Consider the following 22385-nt stretch of genomic DNA (forward strand, 5'->3'; position numbering starts at 1 on the left):
GGCGCGCTGCGCCCCGTGCTGCTGCCCCCCGCATTGCCGCCGGAACAGCCCGACCCGGACCGCAAGCGGGCCGACCTCGCCCCCGATCAGGCGACTGTGGCAGAAGCGCTGGCCAGCGGCATCGGGCAGGGCTACCGCGCGACGCTGCTGGACGGGGTCACCGGCTCCGGCAAGACGGAGGTCTATTTCGAAGCCATCGCCGCCGCGCTGAAGCAAGGCCATCAGGTGATGGTACTGCTGCCGGAAATCGCGCTGACGCCGCACTGGCTGGAACGGTTCGAGGCGCGCTTCGGCTGTCGCCCGACCGAATGGCATTCGGAACTGACGCAGGCGCAGCGCCGCGACAATTGGCGCGCCATCGCCGAAGGCAAGGCCAGCATCGTGGTCGGCGCGCGGTCCGCCCTGTTCCTGCCCTTCCCGGCGCTAGGGCTGATCGTGGTGGATGAGGAACACGAAAGCGCCTTCAAGCAGGAGGAAGGCGTCACCTACCACGCCCGTGACATGGCGGTGGTGCGCGCCTATCTGGCGAAGATCCCCATCGTGCTGGTCTCCGCCACGCCCTCGCTGGAAACCATGGCGAATGTGGAGAGCGGCCGCTATCAGCGGGTCAGCCTGCCCGACCGCTTCGCCGGTGCCGCCCTGCCAATGATCCAGGCCATCGACATGCGGGCCAGCAAGCCGCCGCCGGGCCGCTGGCTGTCGCCGCCGCTGGTCGAGGCGCTGCGCGGCACGCTGGAGGCCGGTGAGCAGGCACTCTTGTTCCTGAATCGACGCGGCTATGCCCCGCTGACGCTATGCGGTGCCTGTGGCCATCGCCTGGCCTGCCCGAACTGTACCGCCTGGCTGGTCGAGCACCGGCTGGCCGGGCGGCTGCAATGCCACCAGTGCGGCCATACCGAAAAGCTGCCGGACCATTGCCCGGCCTGCGACAGCGAGGAAGGCTTCAAGGCGGTCGGCCCTGGTGTAGAGCGTATCGCCGAGGAAGTGCTGCACCTGTTCCCCGAGGCGCGCTTCGCGCTGATCGCCAGCGACACGCTGGGCGGGCCGGCGGCGGTCGCGGAGATGCTGCGCAGCGTGCGCGACCGAGAGGTCGATATCCTGATCGGCACGCAGATGGTCGCCAAGGGTCATCACTTCCCGATGCTGACGCTGGTCGGCGTGGTCGATGCCGATCTCGGCCTGGTCGGCGGCGATCTGCGCGCGGCGGAGCGCACCTACCAGCTGCTGCATCAGGTCGCCGGGCGCGCCGGCCGTGCCGAGCATCCGGGCCGTGTGCTGCTGCAGACCTACGAACCGGGTCACAAGGTCATCCAGGCGCTGGTCGAGGGCGACCGCGACCGTTTCCTGGAAGCCGAGGCGGATGACCGGCGGCGCGCCGGCATGCCGCCCTATGGCCGGCTGGCCGCCCTCATCGTCTCCGGTGCCGACCGCAATCAGGTGGAGGCCACGGCCCTGCGGCTTGGTCGCGCGGCACCCCGGCAGGAGAGTATCCGCGTGCTGGGCCCGGCCCCCGCCCCCTTTTCCGTGCTGCGCGGGCGGCATCGCTTCCGGCTGCTGCTGCAGGCCCCGCGCGGGGTGAATGTGCAGGCGGTACTGCGGTACTGGCTGGCGCAGGTGCAGATACCGCATGCTGTGCGTGTTTCGGTGGATATCGACCCTTACAATTTCCTCTGATCCGGGCTTATGCCAAGGGCGCGCGCGCCCCGCCTCCCAATAGGCCTTCCAACGGGCTTTCCGGCTGCCCGAAAATGATTGTCGAAATGCGCGTGATTAGTGCCCCGCTACGGCTTGCACACCCCATACGACTATGTTAGACAACGCCCGGCCTTGGGGGGAGGGTTGCCTTCCAACAGGGTTAGGTATTGCTTCCGCCCCTTGACTTTCCTTGACATTGGGCGGTGCGCGACACTCAGAGACTTAGGTCATCCTCATCAGAAGTGGGAGCTTCCCAGTTGGCGAAAGGGATGCAAGGCCTGTCAGCGATCGCCCAGCGTTATGCAACGGCGCTCTACGAGCTGGCGGAAACCGAAAAGACGCTCGACGACGTTGCCGCCGATCTGCGCGATCTGCGGCAAATGCTGGTCGACTCCGAGGATCTGGCGCGGCTCACCCGCTCGCCGATCCTGTCGCGCGACGAGCAGTCGAAGGCCATCGCGGCCATTCTCGACAAGGCCGGCGCGAAGCCGCTGACCAAGAAATTCGTGGGCACGCTGGCGATGAACCGCCGGCTGTTCGCCCTCCCCGGCATCATCGATGCCTTCCTGAGCGAGCTTGCCCGGCGGCGCGGTGAAGTCACGGCGGAGATTTCCTCCGCCAAGGCGCTCACCAAGACCCAGGAAAAGGCGCTCACGGACGCATTGAAAAAGGCGATCGGTTCCACCGTCGCCATCGAAACGAAGGTCGAGCCTGCCCTGATCGGCGGGCTGATCGTCAAGGTTGGATCACGCATGATCGATAGTTCGCTGCGCACCAAGCTGCAGCGGCTGCAGCTCGCGATGAAAGGGACTGCTTGATGGACATCCGCGCCGCCGAGATCTCCTCTATTCTGAAGGACCAGATCGCCAATTTCGGCACCGAAGCCGAAGTGGCCGAGGTCGGCACCGTTCTGTCGGTCAGTGACGGCATTGCCCGTGTCTATGGCCTCGACAAGGTCGAAGCCGGCGAAATGGTCGAATTCCCCAACGGTATCCGTGGCATGGCGCTGAACCTCGAGACCGACAATGTCGGTGTCGTGATTTTCGGCGACGACCGCGACATCAAGGAAGGCGACACCGTCAAGCGGACCGGCACCATCGTTGACGCGCCGGTCGGCAAGGGCCTGCTGGGCCGCGTCGTGGACGGCCTCGGCAACCCGATTGACGGCAAGGGCCCGCTGAAGGACGTGAAGCGCACCCGCGTCGAGGTGAAGGCGCCCGGCATCATCCCGCGCCGCTCGGTGCATGAGCCGATGCAGACCGGCCTGAAGGCCATCGACAGCCTGATCCCGGTCGGCCGTGGCCAGCGCGAGCTGATCATCGGCGACCGCCAGACCGGCAAGACCGCGGTGGCGATCGACACGATCCTGAACCAGGCCGTGATCAACAAGGGCGACGACGAGTCGAAGAAGCTGTACTGCATCTATGTTGCGGTCGGCCAGAAGCGCTCCACCGTCGCGCAGATCGTGAAGACCCTGGAAGATTACGGCGCGATGGAATACTCCATCGTGGTCGCCGCGACGGCCTCCGAGCCGGCCCCGCTGCAGTTCCTGGCGCCCTATACCGGCTGCGCCATGGGCGAGTTCTTCCGCGACAACGGCATGCACGCGCTGATCATCTATGATGATCTGTCGAAGCAGGCCACCGCCTATCGCCAGATGTCGCTGCTGCTGCGCCGCCCGCCGGGCCGCGAAGCCTTCCCGGGCGACGTGTTCTATCTGCACTCACGCCTGCTGGAGCGTGCCGCGAAGATGAACGAGGAGCATGGCTCCGGTTCGCTGACCGCGCTGCCTGTCATCGAGACCCAGGCGGGCGACGTGTCGGCCTTCATCCCGACCAACGTGATTTCGATCACCGACGGTCAGATCTTCCTGGAAACCGGCCTGTTCTATAAGGGCATCCGCCCGGCGGTGAACGTCGGCATCTCCGTGTCGCGCGTCGGTTCCGCCGCGCAGATCAAGGCGATGAAGCAGGTTGCCGGCTCGATCAAGCTGGAACTGGCCCAGTATCGCGAGATGGAAGCGTTCGCGCAGTTCGCCTCCGACCTCGACGCCTCGACCCAGCGCCTGCTGGCCCGCGGTTCGCGCCTGACGCAGCTGCTGAAGCAGCCGCAGTACAGCCCGCTGCCGGTTGAGGAGCAGGTCGCCGTGATCTATGCCGGCGTGAAGGGCTACCTCGACAAGATCCCGGTGGATCAGGTCAACAAGTACGAGGCGGGCCTGCTGTCGGAGCTGCGCGGCAAGGGCAAGGACATCCTGGCTGCGATCCGCAAGGAGCAGCAGCTGACCTCGGAAATCGAGGGCAAGCTGAAGGATCTCCTGGAGACCTACTCCAAGACCTTCGCCTGATCGCCTAGCGGACCCGGCAGCAACCAAGGCGAAAGCGGATGCCCAGCCTCAAAGACCTAAGAAATCGGATCAAGAGCGTCCAATCGACGCGCAAGATCACCTCGGCGATGAAGATGGTCGCCGCCGCGAAGCTGCGTCGCGCGCAGGAGCAGGCCGAAGCCGCCCGCCCCTACGCCGAGCGCATGGAGCGGATGCTGGCCTCGGTCGCCGGCCGGCTGCAGGGCGCCACCGGCGCCCCCAAGCTGGTTTCCGGCACCGGTAAGGACGATGTACACCTGGTCGTCGTCGCCACCGCGGATCGCGGCCTGTGCGGCGGCTTCAACACCAACATCGTGCGCGCCGCGCGGAACCATATCCGCAAACTGCTTGCCGACGGCAAGACGGTGAAGATCCTGTGCGTCGGCCGCAAGGGCCGCGACGTGCTGCGCCGCGAGTACCGCGACAAGATCGTCGATATGATCAGCTTCGCGGGCCAGAAGCGTCTCTCCTTCGCGGACGCCAACGGCATCGCCGTGCGCCTGCTGGAGATGTTCGAGGCCGGCGAGTTCGACGTGGCGACGATCTTCTACGCGCGCTTCAGGTCGGCGATTGCGCAGATTCCGACCGGTCAGCAGATCATCCCGGTGGCGCTGCCCGCCAAGGAAGAGACGCAGGAAGCCTCCGGCTCCCAGGCGCTCTATGAATATGAGCCCGACGAGGAGCAGATTCTGGCGGCGCTGCTGCCGCGCAACCTCGCGGTGCAGATCTACAAGACGCTGCTTGAGAACGCCGCCGGCGAACAGGGTGCCCGCATGTCCGCGATGGACAGCGCCACCCGCAATGCCGGCGACATGATCAACAAGCTGTCCTTGACGTATAACCGCCAGCGCCAGGCGAACATCACCAAGGAGCTGATCGAGATCATCTCCGGCGCGGAAGCGCTGTAACGTACCGGCGCGACAAAACGGATCGAAAGAGTGGAGTAGGCCATGGCGAAGAAAAATCTCGTTGGCAAGATTACCCAGGTGATCGGCGCCGTCGTTGACGTTCAGTTCGACGGCGACCTGCCGGCCATCCTGAACGCGCTGCATGTGAAGCTGGGCAAGAGCACCCTGGTGCTGGAAGTTGCCCAGCATCTGGGTGAGAACACGGTGCGCACCATCGCCATGGACACGACCGACGGTCTGGTCCGCGGCCAGGAGGCTGTCGATACCGGCGAGGCGATCTCCGTGCCGGTCGGCCCCGAGACGCTGGGCCGCATCATGAACGTCATCGGCGACCCGGTGGACGAGCGTGGCCCGGTGAAGACGGCGACCAAGATGCCGATCCACCGCCAGGCCCCGGCCTTTGTCGATCAGTCCACCGAGACCGAGCAGCTGATCACCGGCATCAAGGTCATCGACCTGCTGGCACCGTATGCCAAGGGCGGCAAGATCGGCCTGTTCGGCGGTGCCGGCGTCGGCAAGACCGTGCTGATCATGGAGCTGATCAACAACGTCGCGAAGGCGCATGGCGGCGTGTCCGTGTTCGCCGGCGTCGGCGAGCGTACCCGCGAGGGTAACGACCTCTATCACGAGATGATGGAATCGGGCGTCATCAAGCTGGATGGCGAAGGTTCCAAGGTGGCGCTGGTCTATGGCCAGATGAACGAGCCCCCGGGGGCCCGTGCCCGCGTCGCGCTGACCGGCCTGACCCAGGCCGAGTATTTCCGCGACGAGGAAGGCCAGGACGTGCTGTTCTTCGTGGACAACATCTTCCGCTTCACCCAGGCCGGCTCGGAAGTGTCCGCGCTGCTGGGCCGTATCCCCTCGGCGGTGGGCTATCAGCCGACGCTGGGTACCGACATGGGCGGCCTGCAGGAGCGCATCACCTCCACCAAGAAGGGCTCGATCACCTCGGTGCAGGCCATCTACGTGCCCGCCGACGACCTGACCGACCCGGCACCGGCGACCTCCTTCGCCCATCTGGACGCCACCACCGTGCTGTCGCGCCAGATCGCGGAGCTGGGCATCTACCCGGCCGTCGATCCGCTGGACTCCAACAGCCGTATTCTCGATCCGCGTATCATCGGCGAGGAGCACTACAACACCGCCCGCGACGTGCAGCGCATCCTGCAGACCTACAAGTCGCTGCAGGACATCATCGCCATTCTGGGCATGGACGAACTGTCGGAAGACGACAAGCTGGTCGTCGCCCGCGCCCGCAAGATCCAGCGCTTCCTGTCGCAGCCCTTCCACGTCGCCGAAGTGTTCACCGGCACGCCGGGCACGCTGGTCAGCCTGGAAGACACCATCAAGGCCTTCAAGGGCATCTGCGCCGGCGAGTATGACGACCTGCCCGAGCAGGCCTTCTACATGGTCGGCACCATCGACGAGGCCATTGCGAAGGCGAAGAAGATGGCGGCGGAGGTGGCCTAACGGCCACCCCCCGCTTTCCTGAATCGCACCCGCTGACGGGAGAAGGCTGACAAATGGCCGAAACCACGAACTTCGAGCTGGTCTCGCCGGAAAAGCTGCTGGTTTCGCAGCCGGTGGAGATGGTTGTGGTGCCGGGCGCCGAGGGGTATTTCGGTGTCCTGCCGCGCCATGCCCCCTTCATCTCGACCCTGATTCCCGGCGTCATCCAGATTTATGAGGGTGGCCAGGTGAAGGAACGCATCTTCGTCGCCGGCGGCTTCGCCGAGGTGACGGAGGATCGCTGCACGGTTCTGGCCGAGGTGGCGATGCCGATGGGCGAGATCGACCGTGCCGCCGTCGAGCAGACCCTGAAGAACCTCGCCGAGGACCTTCAGGAGGCCAAGAGCGACGCCGAGAAGGCCGCCGTGCAGGACAAGATCGCGGTGGAACAGGCCAAGCTGCGTGCCCTGGATACCGGGAGCTGATCCAGCTTCGGCCTGCGCCGGAAGACAATCAGGCGGGACCCTTTCGGGTCCCGCTTTTTTTTGTCCCCTGCGGCAGGCTGTCACGGAACATTGCCAGCCCCTGCAACATTTACGTAATATGGCGGTAATTTCGCGCTACCCCTTTGATCTTGTTCCCAGCTTCCTTAAATAGGAGGCACCGATACGGTGGGATGCACGCCACGAAGAAGGGGGAGCGTCTGATTTCGTCTCGAACGGGAAAGGACGCGGCAAGCCGATGAAGCATTGGAGCCTGGACGATATCGACTGGGGCCGTTTCGAGCCCGGCAAGATCGATTCGGAAATCGTGCCGGTCGTGAAGGCGGCCAGCATGGTCGAGTTCAATGGCGGGGTTTACGCCGACTATCTGTGCAACGTGTTCCACGATGACCCGGCCTTCCAGGAAGCCGCACGCAACTGGGCGGTCGAGGAGGTCCAGCATGGCGAAGCCCTGCGCCGCTGGGCGGAGATGGCTGACCCTTCCTTCGATTTCGATGCCGCCTTCAAGCGCTTCGCCGACACCATCACCCTGCCGATGGATATCGACCGCTCGGTGCGCGGCTCGCTGTCGGGTGAGCTAGTGGCCCGTTGCGTGGTCGAGATCGGGACCAGCTCCTATTACAGCGCGCTGGCCGAATCGACCGACGAGCCGGTGCTGAAGGAAATCTGCCAGCGCATCGCCGCCGACGAGCTGCGCCATTACAAGCTGTTCTACCAGCATCTGAAGCGCTACCAGGACATCGAAAAGCTGGGTGTGCTGAAGCGGCTGCGGGTGGCGCTGGGCCGCGTCGCCGAGAGCGAGGATGACGAGCTGGCCTTCGCCTATTACGCCGCCAACGACAATGGCCAGGGCGGTCCCTATGACCGCGATTTTTGCTGCCAGGCCTATCAGCAGCGTGCGCTGCGCTTCTACCGGCCGCAGCATGTGGAGCGCGGCATGGCGATGCTGTTCAAGGCCATCGGGCTGAAGCCGCATGGCATGCTGAACCGCGTGGTGAACCGCATCGCCTGGTGGCTGCTGACCCGCAAGGCCGGCCGCATGGAAGCCGCCCGCGCAGCCTGATCACCCCGGCCTGAATATCCCCGGCATATCAGCCCCGCCGCATACGCCTCTGGAGCATTCGCCGTTCAGGCGGCATGCTGATCCCTCAAGCGGCATCCAGCCGCCGGATAACAGGAACGGGGATAAAGATGCCGGAGATCAAGACGCAGTTCCTCATGGACATGCACCTGCAGGTCGAAATGCCGATGACGCTGCTGGGCGACACGCAATATGGCGAGCGCCGCATCGCCAAGGTGCTAGGCGGCACCTTCGAGGGGCCGCGCCTCAAGGGCAAAGTGCATCCGGGTGGGGGCGACTGGATTCTGAACCGCATCGACGGGGTGACCCAGCTCGACGTCCGCCTGACCATGGAAACCCATGACGGCGCGCTGATCTACATGATCTATCGCGGCCTGCGGCACGGCCCAGCCGACGTGATGGCGAAGCTGAATGCCGGCCAGCCGGTCGATCCCAGCCTGATCTATTTCCGCACCACGCCCTATTTCGAGACCGCCAAGGACGGCCCCTATGCCTGGCTGAACAAGTCCTGCTTCGTCTCGCTCGGCCGCCGCGAGCCGACCGGCCCGATCTACCAGGTCTTCGAGGTGCTGTAGGTTTCTTCTCTTGTCACCCCCGGGCTTGACCCGGGGGTCCAGGGGCCACCTACTGAAACGGTCCAGGCAGGGCACCGCCCCTGGATTGCCGGGTCAAGCCCGGCAATGACAATCAAAAGCCCCTACCGCCGGGGCAGGCCGAGCACCTGCTGGGCGATGATCGTGCGCTGGATTTCGTTGGTACCGCCATAGATCGTCGGCGGGCGCGCCTTGTAGAAACTGGCCAGCACGTCGATTTCGCTGTTGCCGATGCCGACCTCGCCATTGATCGCGGCGAACGGACCGGCGGTCTCCACCACCAGGTCGGCGATGCGCTGGAAGGTCTCGCTGGCCCAGATTTTCAGGTAGGAGACGTCCTGCCCCAGCTGCTCACCGCGCACGACGATGCCGGTGAAGTGGTTATAGGCGTCGGTCAGGTGCGCGACATCCAGCTTCAGGGCGACATATTTCTCGCGGAACACCGGATCGTCCCATACGCCCTGCGCCTGCGCCACGCGCTCCAGCACGGTCAGGCCGTATTCCGGCATCTTCGGGCTGCCGATATGGATGCGCTCGAAGCCCAGCAGCGACTTGGCGACGGTCCAGCCCTTGTTCAGCTCGCCCACCAGATTGCTGACCGGCGTGTGCGCCTCGTCGAGGAAAACCTCGCAGAATTCCTCATGCCCGGCGATGTCGCGGATCGGCCGCACGGTCACGCCTTTCTGCGCCATGTCCAGCAGCATGAAGCTGATGCCTTCCTGCTTCTTGGCGTCCGGGTCGGTGCGCACCAGCACGAACATGTGCGTGGCGTCCTGTGCCAGCGTGGTCCAGATCTTCTGGCCGGTGATGACGTACTCGTCGCCATCACGCACCGCCTTCGTCTTCAGGCTGGCAAGGTCGGAACCGCTGCCCGGCTCGGAATAGCCCTGACACCAGATCGCCTTGCAGGCCAGCACATCGGGCAGGTACTTCCGGCGCTGCTCCTCGGTGCCCCATTTCATCAGCACCGGGCCCAGCATAAGCGTGCCGTGATCCTGATAGCGCGCGATGCCCCAGCGCTCCGCCTCCTCCTGGAAGATCAGCAGCTTCTGCACCGACAGGCCCATGCCGCCATAGTCAGCCGGCCAGTTCGGCGCGATCCAGCCCTTCTCCGCCATGCGCAGGTACCAGCTGCCATTCTCCGACCAGCGCAGCCGGCGTGGCGGATAGCGCAGATGCGCGGGGTAATGGGTCTCGAATTCGGTGCGCACGATGCTGCGGAAGTCCTCGTCGGACAGCGCGTTCCAGTCCTGCTGCTGCGGGACGCCATACCGGAAGCTCATGGTCAGGCTCCTTCGCTTAAGTAGCCGAAGCGGTTGCGGTGCCAAGCGGCATTGCCCAGCGTGGCCGCCAGCCGCACCGTGCGGTTCATATAGAGGCCGAGGTCATATTCGTCGGTGAAGCCGATGGCGCCATGCAGCTGGATCGCCTGGGTGCCGATCAGCATGGCCGCCTGCGCCGCCCGCGCCTTGGCGCTGGAGGCGGCCAGCGACAGTGCCTTGCCGGTAGCACCCTGCTCCGCCTTCTGCACGGCGGCGTCGGTGGCGTGGCGCGCCAGCTCCTGCTGGATGAACAGATCAACGGATCGATGCTGCAACGCCTGGAAGCTGCCGATGGCGGCGCCGAACTGCTGGCGGGTCTTCAGATACTCCAGTGTCATCTCCAGCGAGCGCTGCATCAGGCCACACAGCTCCGCGCACTGCGCGATGACGGCAAGGTCCAGCGCCTGCCGCAGCGCCGTGCGCGCGGCTTCGCCGGACAGCAGCACCGCATCCGCCGGCACCTTCACCTCCGACAGGCTGAGCCTGGCACTGGCCACGCCATCCGGCCCCGGCTCCAGCGTGCGGCCGGCGGCGGCCTTCGCAGCCTCGACCAGCACCAGCATGGGGCCGCTCTCCGCCTTCGCCAGCACCAGATAGGCATCCGCGAGCGCCGGCGTGACGAAGCGGCACTGGCCGGACAGCACGACATCCCCGCCCTGCATCCGGGCGGTGACGTCCGCCTGTTCCGGATCGAGGGAGCCGCCGGCCGGCTGCCAGGCCAGGGAGACCAGATGGTCACCTGACAGCACGGCCGGCATCAGACCCTGCTTCTGGGCCTGATTGGAGGATTGCGAGAGCAGATACGGCGTCAGCAACCCGGCCATCACATAGGGCTCCGGCGCGCAGGCCGCGCCCAGCCGTTCCGCCACGGCGGCAGCAGCCGCCATGCCGAGGCCGAGGCCGCCCTGCTCCTCCGGCACCAGGATGGAGAGCCAGCCCTGCTCGCCCATGGCACGCCAGAGGGTACGGTCGAAATCCGGCTCCGCACCTCGAAGGCTGCGGATGCGCTTGCCGTCGAACGGCACTGTTCCGCTGACGGAATCGCGCAGCAGGCTGATCGTCTCGCTGTTGTCGCTGGTCATCTGGGTCACCGCATTCATGTGTTTGCCCCGGCGATTGCCGCCGCCTCCTTCATCGCAACCGGCTTGTCGGACAGCAGCAGGCCGGCAATGCGTTCCTCCGCCGCCCCGGCCTGTAGCGCAAACGGGTCGCCCGCCCCCAGCTTGTGATCCAGTACCAGCCGGGAGAGCAGCAGCCGGCGCGCATCGCCGCGCCGCGCATGCACGCGCGATGCCTCCCACGCCAGGGTCACGGCACTGGCAACGTGATAGAGCGTGCTGGTCGCGCGCCGGGAATCGCCCTCGTACTCGTCGCGGGAGGCGACCTCGCGGGCGAAGGCAATCGCCTTGTCCACCAGCCCCTTCAGCCGGTCGCGATAGGCGTCGGGCACGCCCTCCATCTCGCCGATGCGGTGGTGCAGATCGTCCGCCATGGCGCTTTCCGCTCCGTGGCGTCCGACGGCGCGGCGCAGCGCATCCAGCGCGATGATGTTGCCCGTGCCCTCCCAGATCGACCCCAGATGGGCGTCGCGCAGCAGGCGCGGGGTAACGAATTCCTCGACATAGCCGATGCCGCCGCGCATCTCCATCGCATCGCCGCACAGCTTGCGGGCATCGCGGGTGGAGCGGTATTTAAGTACCGGCGTCAAGATGCGCAGCAGAGCCGCCGCTTCCTGGCTGCCGCCCTGTTCCGCGCGGTCCAGCGCATCTGCGGTGACGAAGCACAGCGACAGCGCCTGCTCCAGCGGCAGCATCAGCTTCAGCAGCTGCCGGCGCGCCAGCGGATGCTCCGCGATCAGCTTGCCGAACACCACGCGGTTATGCGCGACGGTCATCGAATCGTGCAGCGCGCGGCGCATCAGCGCGGTGGATTTCACGCCGTTGGACAGGCGCGACCAGTTCACCATCTCCGCCATCTGCACGAAGCCGCGGTCGAGCTGCCCGACATGATAGGCGACAGCACCTTCCAGCTTGATCTCACCGGACGCCATGGAGCGGGTGCCCAGCTTGTCCTTCAGCCGCACGATCCGGTACTGGTTCGGGCTGCCATCGTCGAGAAAACGCGGCATCAGGAACAGGCCGACGCCGCGCGTGCCCTCGCCCGCCCCTTCCGGTCGGGCCAGCAGCATCGCCACCCTGGCGTCGGCGTTGGAGCAGAACCATTTGTCGCCATAGAGCCGCCAGTGATCCCCCTCTGGCACGGCACGGGTGGTCAGCTTGCCGACGTCGGAGCCACCCTCCTTCTCCGTCATGAACTGCGAGCCCTGGGTCAGCCGAGCCATGTCGGTGGTGGTCAGCCCGTCCAGATAGCGCGCCTTCAGATCGTCGCTGCCATAACGGTCGAGCAGCATGGCGGCACCGTCGGTCACGTTGATCGGGCAGCCCATGCCGAATTCGGACTGGTTGAACAGATAGGTAAAGGCGTGCTTCGCCGCCGCTGGATAGCGGCCCTTCCAGCCGAGAATGCCGTCACGGTGCGACATCGCATGGATGCCGTAGCGGCCGAAGGCGGCCTCCTCCAGTTCCCGGTAGGCTGGATGATATTCGATACTCTGCACGTCGCGGCCGAAGCGGTCGCGCTGATGCAGGATCGGCGTGTGCCGGTCGGCCAGCCGCCCGCATTCATCCAGCCTGCCGCCAACCTCCGCCCCCAGCGCCGTCAGATGCGGCTCGATATGGGCGCGGATATCGGCGGGCAGATGAATGTCCAGCAGGTCGGACAGCGACGGATCGGCCGCATAGAAGTTCATGCCCGTCGTGTCCGGCGCGATGGCGCCGGTGGAAGCGGTCTTGCCGTTCATCGGATCACCTTCCCTTCGGTCAGCTTCTTGCCCAGCAGTGCGGCGATGATGGTGGCCCCCGCGAGCAGCAGGCCCATCAGGTCGGTCATCAGCTCCGGCACGAACAGCATCAGCCCGCCGGCGCCGATACCGACACGGGCCCAGACCGGCAGCCGTCCCAGCCGCCACAGATAGCCCTCGAAGGCAGCCGAGAGCAGGATCACCGCCATGGTCGCGGTCGCCGCCGACTGGATCACCAGCGACATCTCCCCCTTCAGGATCAGCGCCGGTTGCAGCACGAACAGCACCGGCAGCAACAGCAGCAGGCAACCGATCCGCAACGCCTTGAAGCCGACCTTCATCGCATCGGCCTTGGCGATGGAGGCTGCGGCAATAGCGGCCAGCGCCACCGGCGGGGTGATGAAGGACACCATGCCCCAGTAGAAGATGTAGAGATGCGCGGCCATCGGATCGATGCCGACCTGCACCAGCGCCGGCGCCAGCACGATGGCGAGGAAAATGTAGCAGGCCGAGGCTGTCATCCCCATGCCGAGGATGAAGCTTGTTACGGCGCCCGCCGCCAGCAGCAGGGCCAGGTTGCCGCCGGCATACTGCACCAGCTCACGCGAGAAGGAATTGGCGACACCGGTGATCGACATGGCGCCGATGATCAGGCCGATGCCGGCGATCAGGCAGACCAGCTGCGATACCGCCTGCCCGGTATCGACGACCAGCCGGCAGAAGGCATGCAGGTCGAAGCCGATGGCCTTGCGGCGCAGAATCGCGACAGCCAGCAGGAACAGAGAGATCCAGAACGGCGCCTCGCCTTCCATGCGCCACAGCAGCAGCAGCAGGGTCAGGCCAACCAGCGCCAGGATATAGTACCAGCCCTCCTTCAGCGTCCCCAGCAGGCGCGGCACCTGGTCCCCGGTCAGGCCGACCAGCCCCTTGCGCGCGGCATAGAGGTCGGTCTGCAGCATCAGCGCCAGATAGAACAGGATGGCCGGCAGGAAGGCTGCCGTCACGACCTCGGCATAGGGCACGTTCAGGAAGCTGGCCATGATGAAGGCGGCCGCCCCCATCACCGGCGGCATCAGGCAGCCGCCGGTGGAGGCGCAGGCCTCGACAGCGCCGGCATAGGCCGGGTCATAACCGCTGCGCTTCATCGTCGGGATGGTCAGCGTGCCGGTGGTCAGCACATTCGAGGTCGGGCTGCCCGACAGCATGCCGAACAGGCCGGACGAGACGATGGCAACCTTGGCCGGACCGCCGCGCGTGCGGCCCATCAGGGCGGACGCGAAATCCATGAAGAAGCTGCTGCCGCCGGTATTGGCCAGCACCACGCCGAACACGATGAAGCCGATCAGCGTATCGGAGACCACCTGCATCGGAATACCGATGATGCTCTCCAGCCCATAGACATGCTCGGTCACGGTCTGCGCGAGGTCGAGCTGCACGCCCCACAGGAAGCCCGGCATGGAGCCGGCATAGAGCGGGTAGGCCGCGAAGATCAGGCAGAACACGAACAGGATGAACTCGCCGGTGCGGCGCAGCGCCTCCAGCGCCAGCAGCACGTAGAGGCCGGCGATCAAAGTCGCCTCCAGCGGTGCCTCCAGGTTCCAGCCGCGGTCGATGATGTGCTGCGCCCGGCTGGCGAGCCAGACCGAGCTGCCGAGCCAGGCCGCCGTCAGCAGCCAGTCGTACCAGCGCACCCGCAGCTCGCCCTTGCGCGCCGGGAAGGCCAGGAAGCCCAGCCCGCCGAACAGGCCGATAATGAGGTAGTAATAGCCCGTGCTGACCGGGCGGAACCCGCCCAGCCCCAGATTGAACATCTGGTTGACGGTGATGAACAGCGCCACCGCCGTCATCGCGAAGGCCACCCAGAAGGCAGCACCCGTCAGCCGTTTGGAGCGGGCCTCCGGGTCGGCGGGGAGAGCATCGGTCTCGGTACTCATACTGGCAGCCCTGGAAAAGAGGGAAAGCCTGCCGGGAACCGTCAGATTCCCGGCAGGTCTCAGCGCGTCAGAGCGACTTCAGGACATCCGCCCGGATCGGGTACCAGATCTTCTGCAGTGCCTCCGGATCGGCGGACTTGGCGGCGGAATCCTTCGCCATCATGTCGGCCCAGGCAGCCTGCAGCTTGGCATGCCGGTTCAGCGACGCGTCCTGCCAGGTCTGATGCTCCGGCTTCCAGATGCCAGCTTCCTTCAGATATTTGATGGCGCCGTCATGGAAGGCGGCGTCCATCGGCGGCGTGCCGGCCTTGGCGGCCTCCCAGCGCGCCATGACGGGGCTGGCATCCTTGTAGCCATCGAAGGTCTCAGCGACCGCCCTGGTCATGGCATAGACCTCGTCCACGCTGGCGTCGGCGGAAACGGTGATCATCGGATAGCGGTAGCCCATCATCCATACTGGATTGTCCTTCGACAGGCCGGCGCCGATGGTCTCCTGGAACGGCTCGACGAAGGGCACTGCCTTCTGCGCGCGTGCCCAGCCTTCCTTGTTCGAGGGGTCGAGCGCCACCCAGCCGATACCGTTCGGGCTGGCCTCCAGCTCGCGCAGCGTGGCCGCCGCCGGGGCGACGCCGGCGCAATCCGCCTTGCCCTCGATCAGCCCCTTCATGGTCGCGCCATAGCTGGGGAACTCCACCAGCTCGACATCGTCCCAGGTCAAGCCGGCGAAGGCCAGGATCGGCTCTACCTTGATATTGACCGAGCTGTTGGCGCGCGCGATGGCGAATCGCTTGCCCTTCAGATCCTTCGGTTCCTTGATGCCGCTGACCTTGGTGGCGACGACCGAGAAGGCGTTGGTGCGGCCCATCAGGGTACGCAGATTCTGCGGCCCCCAGTCGGCTGCGCAATATTCGTGCAGCCCCTCGACCGAGAAGAACAGCTCGTTGGCCAGCCAGGCATGTGACACGCGGCCGTCGGTCAGCGGCTTCACCCGGCCGATGGCGCTGCCCGAAGGCTGCAACCGGACGCGGGAACCGAACTTCTTGCCGAAGGCATCGGCAATCGCCGACGCCTCGACATAGCCGGTGGAGCCAACATCATAGGTGCTCCAGATCATCGTCGATGCCAGGTTCGGCAGGGCGGTCTGGGCGCTGGCGGCGCGGATGATGGCGGGGGTGCCCAGCATGCCGGCGGCGGCAAGGCCGGCGGTGCCTTTCAGGTAGGTACGGCGGGTAATACGCATCTCGGTTTCCTCCTCTTTTGATGACGACCGCGTTGGTCGCGGTTTCTCGTCGGTGGTTGGCGTTACGGGGTCATACGGGGTCCCAGGAAAACACGTCGGGGCTGCGGTCGAGCGGCAGCAGCGAAGCCTTCAGCGCCGGCATGCCATGCTCGGCGATCAGGTCCGGCGTCCAGCCCTCGGAGCGGTGGACGGAGCGGATCGGCCGGCTCTGGCTCATCAGGAAAATCTCGTTCATGCGGGCGGCGAAGACCTGCCCCGAGACATGCGACGCCGCGTCGGAGGCGAGATAGACCGCCAGCGGCGCGTTCTTGTCCGGCGTCATCTGCTGCAGCTTGGCGACGCGGGCCTTCTGCTCCGGCGTGTCGGCCGGGATGGAGCTGGTCATGCGGCTCCAGGCGAAGGGCGCGATGCAGTTGGAGCGGACGTTGTAGCGCGCCATGTCCAGCGCGATGGACTTGGACAGGGCGGTGATGCCCAGCTTCGCCGCCGAATAGTTCGCCTGGCCGAAATTGCCGACAAGGCCCGACGTGCTGGTCATGTGGACGTAGGCGCCGCTCTCCTGCTTGCGGAAATGCTCGGCGGCCGCGCGGCTGATGAAGAAGCTGCCGTTCAGATGCACGTTGATGACCGCCAGCCAGTCCTCCGGCGACATCTTGTGAAAGATCACGTCGCGCAGGATGCCGGCATTGTTCACCACGATGTCGATGCGCCCGAAGGCGTCCAGCGCGGCCTCGACACTGCGCTTGGCCGAGGCCCATTCGGAGACGCTCTCGGTACTGATGGCGGCGCGGCCGCCGCGCTGCTCGATGATCTGCTTGGTCTGCTCGGCCGGCGAGCCGGAGCCGCCCTCGCCGGTCAGCGAGACGCCGATATCATTGATCAGGATGTCGGCCCCGGCAGTCGCCATGGCGACGGCGATCTCGCGGCCGATGCCGCCGCCCGCCCCGGTCACCAGCGCCACCTTGCCGGCCAGCATGTTGGAAGTCTGCATGGTCTTTTCCTCGTTCTCTCTTCGCTCAGCGGCCGGCAAAGCGCGGCGCGCGTTTCTCCAGGAAGGCATTGCGGCCTTCCGCATGATCCTCGGTGGTCATCAGGGCGGCCTGGGCCTCGCGCTCCCAGTCGAGCGCCTCGTCCAGCCCACGCCAGAGATATTGCCGGGTCAGCTGCTGCGGCAGCGGTGCCGCGGCGGCCAGCAGCCGGGCGCGTTCCAGCGCTGTTTCCAGCACACTGCCATCGGGGGCGAGCCGGTCCACCAGGCCAGCGGCCAGCGCTTCCCTGGCCTCCATCGCCTCGCCATAGAGAAGCATCTGCCGCGCCCTTCCCTCGCCGATGCGGCGCGGCAGGGTGTGCAGCAGACCCAGATCGGCAATCAGTCCGACCTTGCCGAACGGGGCCGAGAATTTGGCACCCTCGCCCGCCACCACGCTATCGCACAGCAGCGCCAGCGACAGGCCGGCCCCGGCGGCCCAGCCCTCCACGGCGGCGATGCTGGGCTTGGAACAGCGCACGAGCAGCCGCACCATCTCATGCGTCATGCGGAAGCGTTCACGGCCGTCCGCCAGGCTGCCGCTGCCCTGCCCGGCAATGTCGCCACCGGCGCAGAAATGCCCGCCCGTGCCGGTCAGCACCAGCGCGCGGACATCCTTGTCACCATCCAGCCGGCGCAGCGCCTCGGTCAGCTTCAGCCGCATCTCCAGCGACAGCGCATTGCGCCGGGCCGGATTGTCGAGCGTCAGGATGGCGATGTCGCCGTCGCGGCTCTCGCGCAGCACCTGTGCTGTTTCCTCAGCCATGAATCACCGCCTTGCCGTTATTCACCACCACCACGTCGCGTTCCAGCAGGCGGGCGCGGAAGGCGCCATCGCGCCAGATTTCCGTGCGGATGGTCTCGCCCGGATAGACCGGCGAGGAGAAGCGCAGGTCGAGTGACTTCAGCGCAGCTGCGTCGTAGTTCGCAAGCGCGCGGATCAGCGCGTGGGTGACCAAGCCCAGCGTACACAGCCCGTGCAGGATCGGCCGGGGAAAGCCCGCCTTCGCCGCGATGGACGGGCTGGCATGCAGCGGATTGTCATCGCCATTCAGCCGGTAATAGAGCGCCTGTTCCGGCCTTGTCGGCAGATCGACCACCATATCCGGCTCGCCCTCCGGCACCGGGTGCGGCGGCTTTACCGGCCCGGACGGGCCGCCGAAGCCGCCATCGCCGCGCAGGAAGGTGGTGGAGCGGGTGGTGGCGTACAGCGTGCCATCGGCGCCGCGCACCTGCTTCTCGGAATAGAGCAGCGCGCCCTTGCCCTCGCCCTTGTCCACGATGCCGGTGACGCGGGTGGTGCCGATGATCGCGCCCTCGACCGGCAGTGGCTTGTGGATCTCGATGCCCTGTTCGCCATGCACGACGCGCACGGCATCAACGCCGGTTTCCGGATTGCGCAGCCAGAAGCCCGGATGGCCCAGCACCACCGCCATCGACGGCATGGCCTTCATCTCCCGGTGATGGTCCACGAAGTCGAGCTGGCGCTCGTCCATCGGGTCCATGCCGAGGCCGACGGACAGCGCATAGAACACGCTGTCCCGCTTCGTCAGATGCTGGCGGACTTCCGGGATCGGGAAGTTCAGCAGCTTCTCGTACTCAATGGCCATCGCCGCCCCCTATCTCGATGACGGCATCGACCGCGTAGGCACCCTCGCCCTCCGGCAGCACGATCACCGGGTTGAGGTCCACCGATTGCAGCGTGTCACCCGCCTGATGGGCCATGACCGACAGGCGCGACAGCATCTCCGCCAGTGCCGTCACATCGGCCTTGGGCCGGCCACGCGCACCCTGCAGCAGGGACACGCCCTTCAGCGAGCCGATCATCTCCGCCGCCACATCGATGCCGAACGGGCAGCGGCGGAAGACGACATCCTTCACGATCTCGACGAACACGCCGCCGAGGCCGACCATCGCCACCGGCCCGAACACCGGGTCGCGATGGATGCCGAGGATGCATTCGACGCCGCCCTTCAGCTGCTTGGCCACCAGCACGCCCTCGACACGGGCCTTCGGCGCATGCTGCTTCGCGCGCTCGATCAACGTGGCGTAGCCGGCCTTCACGGCGGCCTCGTCACCCACGTCCAGCAGCACGCCGCCGATCTCCGTTTTGTGCAGAATGTCCGGCGAGACGATCTTCATGACCACTGGATAGCCGAAGCCGGCGGCGGCCTTCGCGGCCTCCTCCGGCGAGGTGCAGACCTGCTCCGGCGCTGCCTTGATGCCGGCCTGGCCCAGCAGGCGCTTGGCCTCCGCCTCAGTCGGTGTGGCATCGGGAAGGGAGATGGCCGGCACGGAAGGGGGCTTCTGCCCCGGCTTGCGGGCGAAACCCTTGCCGAACCTGCCCATCGCATCGATGGCGACGACGGCGCGGGTCGGGTCCTCGAACACGCTGAAGCCGTCGCCCTCATATTCCGCGATGCGGTCGCGCCCGGCCACGACGGACAGCACATAGAGCCGGTCCGGGTGCTTGTCCTTCAGCAGGCGCAGCTGCTCCCGAAGGCGCGGCGACAGCGTCGGCGAGCCCGCCGTATAGGTCAGGAACCCCAGGATCGAGGTGTAGCCGCCCTCGGCCACCACCGCCTCGGAGAACTGGCCCATCAGCGACAGGTCGTTCAGCACCTGCGCGGTGCAGTCCACCGGATTGCGCGGGGCGGCATAGGGCAGGATCGCTTTCAGCCGCTTCTGCGCGTCTTCCGGCATTTCCGGCATGGCGAGGCCCAGCTCCTCCGCCGCGTCGGAGACGACGACGCCGGCCCCGCCGCTGACGGTGATGACGCCCAGCGTGTTGTTCACCGGATAGATGCGCCGCGTCGCCAGCTGCGCGATATCCAGCATCTGGTCGGTGGTGTGCGCCTGTACCGCGCCGAATTCCGCCAGCACGGCGCTGGTCACCGTATCGTCGCCAGCGATGGAGGCGGTGTGCGACTTGGCCGCCGCGCCGCCCAGCGCGCTGCGCCCGACCTTCATGACGACCACCGGCTTGCGCGCCTGCCGGGCGGCCTCCAGAGCCGCCACGAAGCTGTCGCCGCGGTTGATGCCCTCGGCATAGACGGCGATCACGTCGATGCCGTCATCGGTGACCATATGGCCGATGGCATCGCCCAGCGTCACATCGCCCTCATTGCCGGTCATCACACCGGCGGCGATACCAAGGCCGCGCGCCCGCATGACGCTGACCAGATGGCCGCAATAGGCGCCCGACTGGCTGGCGATGCCGATGCGCCCGACCGACGGCATGCCACCCTCGAACACCGAGGTGAAGCTGCCGTAGAAGCCGCTGCGCAAATCGAACAGGCCCAGCGTGTTCGGCCCCAGCACGCGCATGCCATGCGCGTTGGCGGCAGCGATCATGCGGTCCTGCTCGGCCGCTCCATCCTCGTCCATTTCGGCAAAGCCGGAGCTGAAGACGATGGCGCCCGCCGTGCCGCGCGCGGCCAGCTGCTGCACCGTCTCCGTCACCAGCTTCGCCGGCACGGCGACAATGGCGACATCCGGCGTCTCCGGCAGGTCGCCGACCGAGGCATAGGCGGTCAGCCCCTGCACTTCCGGCCGGTTCGGATTGACCGGCAGGATGGTGCCCTTGTAGCCGCCGGCCAGCATGGAGGCGATGGGTCGCCCGCCGATCCGGCTGGGATCGCCGGACGCCCCGATGATGGCGACCGAGCGCGGCGCGAACAGGCGCGACAGCCGGTCGCTCACAGCGCCGCCTCCGAGCCCAGCAGCGCCGTCACCTGGCTGGACAGCACGCCGCCATTGCCGTGGCAGATCGCGACATCGCACTTGTCGAGCTGGCGCTCACCGGCCTGGCCACGGATTTGCGTCACCGCCTCCAGGATCAGGAACAGCCCGTACATGCCGGGATGAACGCAGGACAGGCCGCCGCCGCTGGTGTTCACCGCCAGCGAACCGCCGGGGGCGATGTTGCCATCCTGCACGAAGCGGCCGCCCTCACCCTTCGGACAGAAGCCGAGATCTTCCAGGAACAGCAGGGTGGTGATGGTGAAGGCGTCATAGAGCATGACGAGATCGCAGTCGGACGGCTTCAGCCCCGCCATCTCGAAGGCACGCGGGCCGCTTTCCGCCGCCACCGTGCGCGTCAGGTCGGCCATCTGGGTGATCGAGCGGTGCGAATGCGCGCCGCCGACGCCCAGCACATAGGCCGGCTTGTGCTTCAGATCCTTCGCCCGGTCGGCGCGGACCATGACGCAGGCCGCCCCGCCATCGGTGACAAGGCAGCAGTCACGGGTGGTCAGCGGGTCGCTGATCATGCGGGCGTTCAGCACATCCTCGCGGGTCAGCGGGCCGCGCGCGAAGGCGTTGGGGTTCTTGTTCGCCCACTGCCGCGCGGAGACGGCGATATCGGCCAGCATCTCCCGCGTGGTGCCGTATTCATGCATGTGGCGGTGCGCCGCCAGCGCATAGGCGGTCACCGGATGGCGCGGCTTGAAGGGGGCTTCGTGCCATTGCGGCTCGCTCATCGAGACGAGACGACCGCCGGCGGTGCGCTGGTTGGAGCCGTAGCAGATCAGCACCGCGTTGCAGATGCCAGCTTCCAGCGCCAGCGCCGCCTGCAGCAGATGCATCTCGAAGGAGGAGCCGCCAATGTTGGTGCCGTCGAAGAAGGCCGGCCGGATGCCCAGATATTCCGCGACCGACAGGGTCGGGAAAGCATGCGTGCTGGTCGCCGCGCACAGCCCGTCGATATCCTTCAGTTCCAGCCCGGCATCCTTCACGGCGGCGATGGCCGCCTCGCCCAGCAGCTCGATGGCGCTGCGGCCGGGCGCCTCGCCCCAGCCGACCCCGCCGACACCGACGATGGCCGTGCGGCCACGCACATTCATGTTGCTCATGCCGCACCTCCCTTTTCCGCGAGGTCGAATACGACAACCTTCTCGCCTTCCAGCTCCGCGATACGCGCCTTCACCCGCGTGCCAATCGGGGCGGTCTCCACCCCCTCAATGCGGGTCATCAGGCGCGGCCCCTCATCGAGCTGCACCAGCGCGATGTTGAAGCTGCTGTCGCGCCCGCGGTTCACGGTGATGGAATAGATTGTGCCGAGGCCCGACGCCTCGACCCATTCCAGGTCCATCGTGCCGCTGCCGGGGGCGGCAACGCGCGGATAGAACACATGCTCCCCGGTGGAGGTGCTGCGCTGGATCATGAAGCGGCCCTCATCCAGGAAGGCGCGGTACTGCGCTTCGGGGCCGGGGCCTTGGCTCTGTGTGGGGATCATGCGTTTCCTCTGTCTCGCTTGGCGTCGCAATACACGGGACGGCGCCGGCAGCGCGGAGCGGGAAACGGCGGGATTTCAAAATTCGAAAGACATTCACATTTCTGCAAAAGAGAATGCCCGTTCCGTCATCCGCCATCTGGACGGCAAAGCCGCCAGAGGTCTGACAAAACAT

19 protein-coding genes are annotated in these 22385 nt (G+C 66.5%); 8 read left to right on the plus strand and 11 right to left on the minus strand.

Annotated elements, in window-relative coordinates; all coding sequences use genetic code 11:
- From P24_RS14485 to P24_RS14520, 8 genes are all read left to right on the plus strand, one after another.
- The coding region (locus P24_RS14485; RefSeq protein WP_008945486.1) for a primosomal protein N' at nt 1-1674 on the plus strand (1674 nt) is incomplete at its 5' end.
- 278 nt (nt 1675-1952) lie between these two features.
- Nucleotides 1953-2513 (plus strand): F0F1 ATP synthase subunit delta, encoded by a 561-nt coding sequence (locus tag P24_RS14490; RefSeq protein ID WP_407669823.1) that lies wholly within the window; start codon nt 1953-1955, stop codon nt 2511-2513.
- Nucleotides 2513-4042, plus strand: coding sequence for a F0F1 ATP synthase subunit alpha (atpA, locus tag P24_RS14495; RefSeq protein ID WP_008945488.1), 1530 nt, complete (start codon nt 2513-2515; stop codon nt 4040-4042). Before P24_RS14490 ends, atpA begins: the two co-directional genes overlap by 1 nt.
- Nucleotides 4043-4080: 38 nt before the next feature.
- Nucleotides 4081-4968, plus strand: coding sequence for a F0F1 ATP synthase subunit gamma (locus tag P24_RS14500; RefSeq protein ID WP_008945489.1), 888 nt, complete (start codon nt 4081-4083; stop codon nt 4966-4968).
- Between the two features lie 42 nt (nt 4969-5010).
- Nucleotides 5011-6438 carry a F0F1 ATP synthase subunit beta gene (atpD, locus tag P24_RS14505; protein ID WP_008945490.1) on the plus strand — a complete coding sequence of 476 codons (1428 nt, stop codon included), beginning with the start codon at nt 5011-5013 and terminating at the stop codon, nt 6436-6438.
- 53 nt (nt 6439-6491) lie between these two features.
- The gene (locus tag P24_RS14510) at nt 6492-6902 is read left to right on the plus strand and encodes a F0F1 ATP synthase subunit epsilon (protein ID WP_008945491.1); all 411 of its coding nucleotides are present in this window, start codon (nt 6492-6494) and stop codon (nt 6900-6902) included.
- Nucleotides 6903-7158: 256 nt separating this feature from the next.
- Complete coding sequence (locus P24_RS14515; RefSeq protein WP_008945492.1) at nt 7159-7983, plus strand: acyl-ACP desaturase; 825 nt, start codon at nt 7159-7161, stop codon at nt 7981-7983.
- Between the two features lie 128 nt (nt 7984-8111).
- A complete protein-coding gene (locus P24_RS14520) occupies nt 8112-8576 on the plus strand; it encodes a DUF3237 domain-containing protein (RefSeq protein WP_008945493.1) in 465 nt (154 codons plus the stop codon).
- Nucleotides 8577-8698: 122 nt separating this feature from the next.
- Here the strand turns inward: P24_RS14520 and P24_RS14525 are convergent, their stop codons facing one another.
- The 11 genes from P24_RS14525 to P24_RS14575 all read right to left on the minus strand — a co-directional run bounded on the left by P24_RS14525 (nt 8699) and on the right by P24_RS14575 (nt 22213).
- Nucleotides 8699-9877, minus strand: a complete 1179-nt coding sequence (locus tag P24_RS14525; RefSeq protein ID WP_008945494.1) for an acyl-CoA dehydrogenase family protein — start codon at nt 9875-9877, stop codon at nt 8699-8701.
- 2 nt (nt 9878-9879) lie between these two features.
- Nucleotides 9880-11016, minus strand: coding sequence for an acyl-CoA dehydrogenase family protein (locus tag P24_RS14530; protein ID WP_008945495.1), 1137 nt, complete (start codon nt 11014-11016; stop codon nt 9880-9882).
- Complete coding sequence (locus P24_RS14535; RefSeq protein ID WP_008945496.1) at nt 11013-12776, minus strand: acyl-CoA dehydrogenase family protein; 1764 nt, start codon at nt 12774-12776, stop codon at nt 11013-11015. Before P24_RS14535 ends, P24_RS14530 begins: the two co-directional genes overlap by 4 nt.
- Complete coding sequence (locus P24_RS14540; RefSeq protein ID WP_008945497.1) at nt 12773-14710, minus strand: TRAP transporter permease; 1938 nt, start codon at nt 14708-14710, stop codon at nt 12773-12775. The genes P24_RS14535 and P24_RS14540 overlap by 4 nt, the downstream gene beginning before the upstream one ends.
- A gap of 67 nt (nt 14711-14777) precedes the next feature.
- Nucleotides 14778-15950 carry a TAXI family TRAP transporter solute-binding subunit gene (locus tag P24_RS14545; RefSeq protein ID WP_008945498.1) on the minus strand — a complete coding sequence of 391 codons (1173 nt, stop codon included), beginning with the start codon at nt 15948-15950 and terminating at the stop codon, nt 14778-14780.
- A 70-nt stretch (nt 15951-16020) separates the two neighbouring features.
- Complete coding sequence (locus tag P24_RS14550) at nt 16021-16941, minus strand: SDR family NAD(P)-dependent oxidoreductase (protein ID WP_008945499.1); 921 nt, start codon at nt 16939-16941, stop codon at nt 16021-16023.
- A 25-nt stretch (nt 16942-16966) separates the two neighbouring features.
- Nucleotides 16967-17743 carry an enoyl-CoA hydratase/isomerase family protein gene (locus tag P24_RS14555; RefSeq protein ID WP_008945500.1) on the minus strand — a complete coding sequence of 259 codons (777 nt, stop codon included), beginning with the start codon at nt 17741-17743 and terminating at the stop codon, nt 16967-16969.
- On the minus strand, nt 17736-18587 hold the full coding sequence (locus P24_RS14560; protein ID WP_008945501.1) for a MaoC/PaaZ C-terminal domain-containing protein: 852 nt from the start codon (nt 18585-18587) through the stop codon (nt 17736-17738). The genes P24_RS14555 and P24_RS14560 overlap by 8 nt, the downstream gene beginning before the upstream one ends.
- Nucleotides 18577-20679, minus strand: a complete 2103-nt coding sequence (locus P24_RS14565; RefSeq protein WP_008945502.1) for an acetate--CoA ligase family protein — start codon at nt 20677-20679, stop codon at nt 18577-18579. Before P24_RS14565 ends, P24_RS14560 begins: the two co-directional genes overlap by 11 nt.
- Entirely contained in the window at nt 20676-21830 is a 1155-nt protein-coding gene (locus tag P24_RS14570) for a thiolase (RefSeq protein WP_008945503.1), read from the minus strand. The genes P24_RS14565 and P24_RS14570 overlap by 4 nt, the downstream gene beginning before the upstream one ends.
- The gene (locus P24_RS14575; protein WP_008945504.1) at nt 21827-22213 is read right to left on the minus strand and encodes a Zn-ribbon domain-containing OB-fold protein; all 387 of its coding nucleotides are present in this window, start codon (nt 22211-22213) and stop codon (nt 21827-21829) included. Before P24_RS14575 ends, P24_RS14570 begins: the two co-directional genes overlap by 4 nt.
- Nucleotides 22214-22385: the final 172 nt, after the last annotated feature.

Origin of the sequence: Oceanibaculum indicum P24 (assembly GCF_000299935.1) — a bacterium.
In the GTDB taxonomy this organism is placed as follows: Bacteria; Pseudomonadota; Alphaproteobacteria; order Oceanibaculales; family Oceanibaculaceae; genus Oceanibaculum; species Oceanibaculum indicum.

Excerpts from the sequence above, each read along its gene's own strand:
- atpA (WP_008945488.1), top strand. The coding sequence starts at position 2,513 with ATGGACATCCGCGCCGCCGAGATCTCCTCTATTCTGAAGGACCAGATC.
- P24_RS14500 (WP_008945489.1), top strand. The coding sequence starts at position 4,081 with ATGCCCAGCCTCAAAGACCTAAGAAATCGGATCAAGAGCGTCCAATCG.
- atpD (WP_008945490.1), top strand. The coding sequence starts at position 5,011 with ATGGCGAAGAAAAATCTCGTTGGCAAGATTACCCAGGTGATCGGCGCC.
- P24_RS14510 (WP_008945491.1), top strand. The coding sequence starts at position 6,492 with ATGGCCGAAACCACGAACTTCGAGCTGGTCTCGCCGGAAAAGCTGCTG.
- P24_RS14515 (WP_008945492.1), top strand. The coding sequence starts at position 7,159 with ATGAAGCATTGGAGCCTGGACGATATCGACTGGGGCCGTTTCGAGCCC.
- P24_RS14520 (WP_008945493.1), top strand. The coding sequence starts at position 8,112 with ATGCCGGAGATCAAGACGCAGTTCCTCATGGACATGCACCTGCAGGTC.
- P24_RS14525 (WP_008945494.1), bottom strand. The coding sequence starts at position 9,877 with ATGAGCTTCCGGTATGGCGTCCCGCAGCAGCAGGACTGGAACGCGCTG.
- P24_RS14530 (WP_008945495.1), bottom strand. The coding sequence starts at position 11,016 with ATGAATGCGGTGACCCAGATGACCAGCGACAACAGCGAGACGATCAGC.
- P24_RS14535 (WP_008945496.1), bottom strand. The coding sequence starts at position 12,776 with ATGAACGGCAAGACCGCTTCCACCGGCGCCATCGCGCCGGACACGACG.
- P24_RS14540 (WP_008945497.1), bottom strand. The coding sequence starts at position 14,710 with ATGAGTACCGAGACCGATGCTCTCCCCGCCGACCCGGAGGCCCGCTCC.
- P24_RS14545 (WP_008945498.1), bottom strand. The coding sequence starts at position 15,950 with ATGCGTATTACCCGCCGTACCTACCTGAAAGGCACCGCCGGCCTTGCC.
- P24_RS14550 (WP_008945499.1), bottom strand. The coding sequence starts at position 16,941 with ATGCAGACTTCCAACATGCTGGCCGGCAAGGTGGCGCTGGTGACCGGG.
- P24_RS14555 (WP_008945500.1), bottom strand. The coding sequence starts at position 17,743 with ATGGCTGAGGAAACAGCACAGGTGCTGCGCGAGAGCCGCGACGGCGAC.
- P24_RS14560 (WP_008945501.1), bottom strand. The coding sequence starts at position 18,587 with ATGGCCATTGAGTACGAGAAGCTGCTGAACTTCCCGATCCCGGAAGTC.
- P24_RS14570 (WP_008945503.1), bottom strand. The coding sequence starts at position 21,830 with ATGAGCAACATGAATGTGCGTGGCCGCACGGCCATCGTCGGTGTCGGC.
- P24_RS14575 (WP_008945504.1), bottom strand. The coding sequence starts at position 22,213 with ATGATCCCCACACAGAGCCAAGGCCCCGGCCCCGAAGCGCAGTACCGC.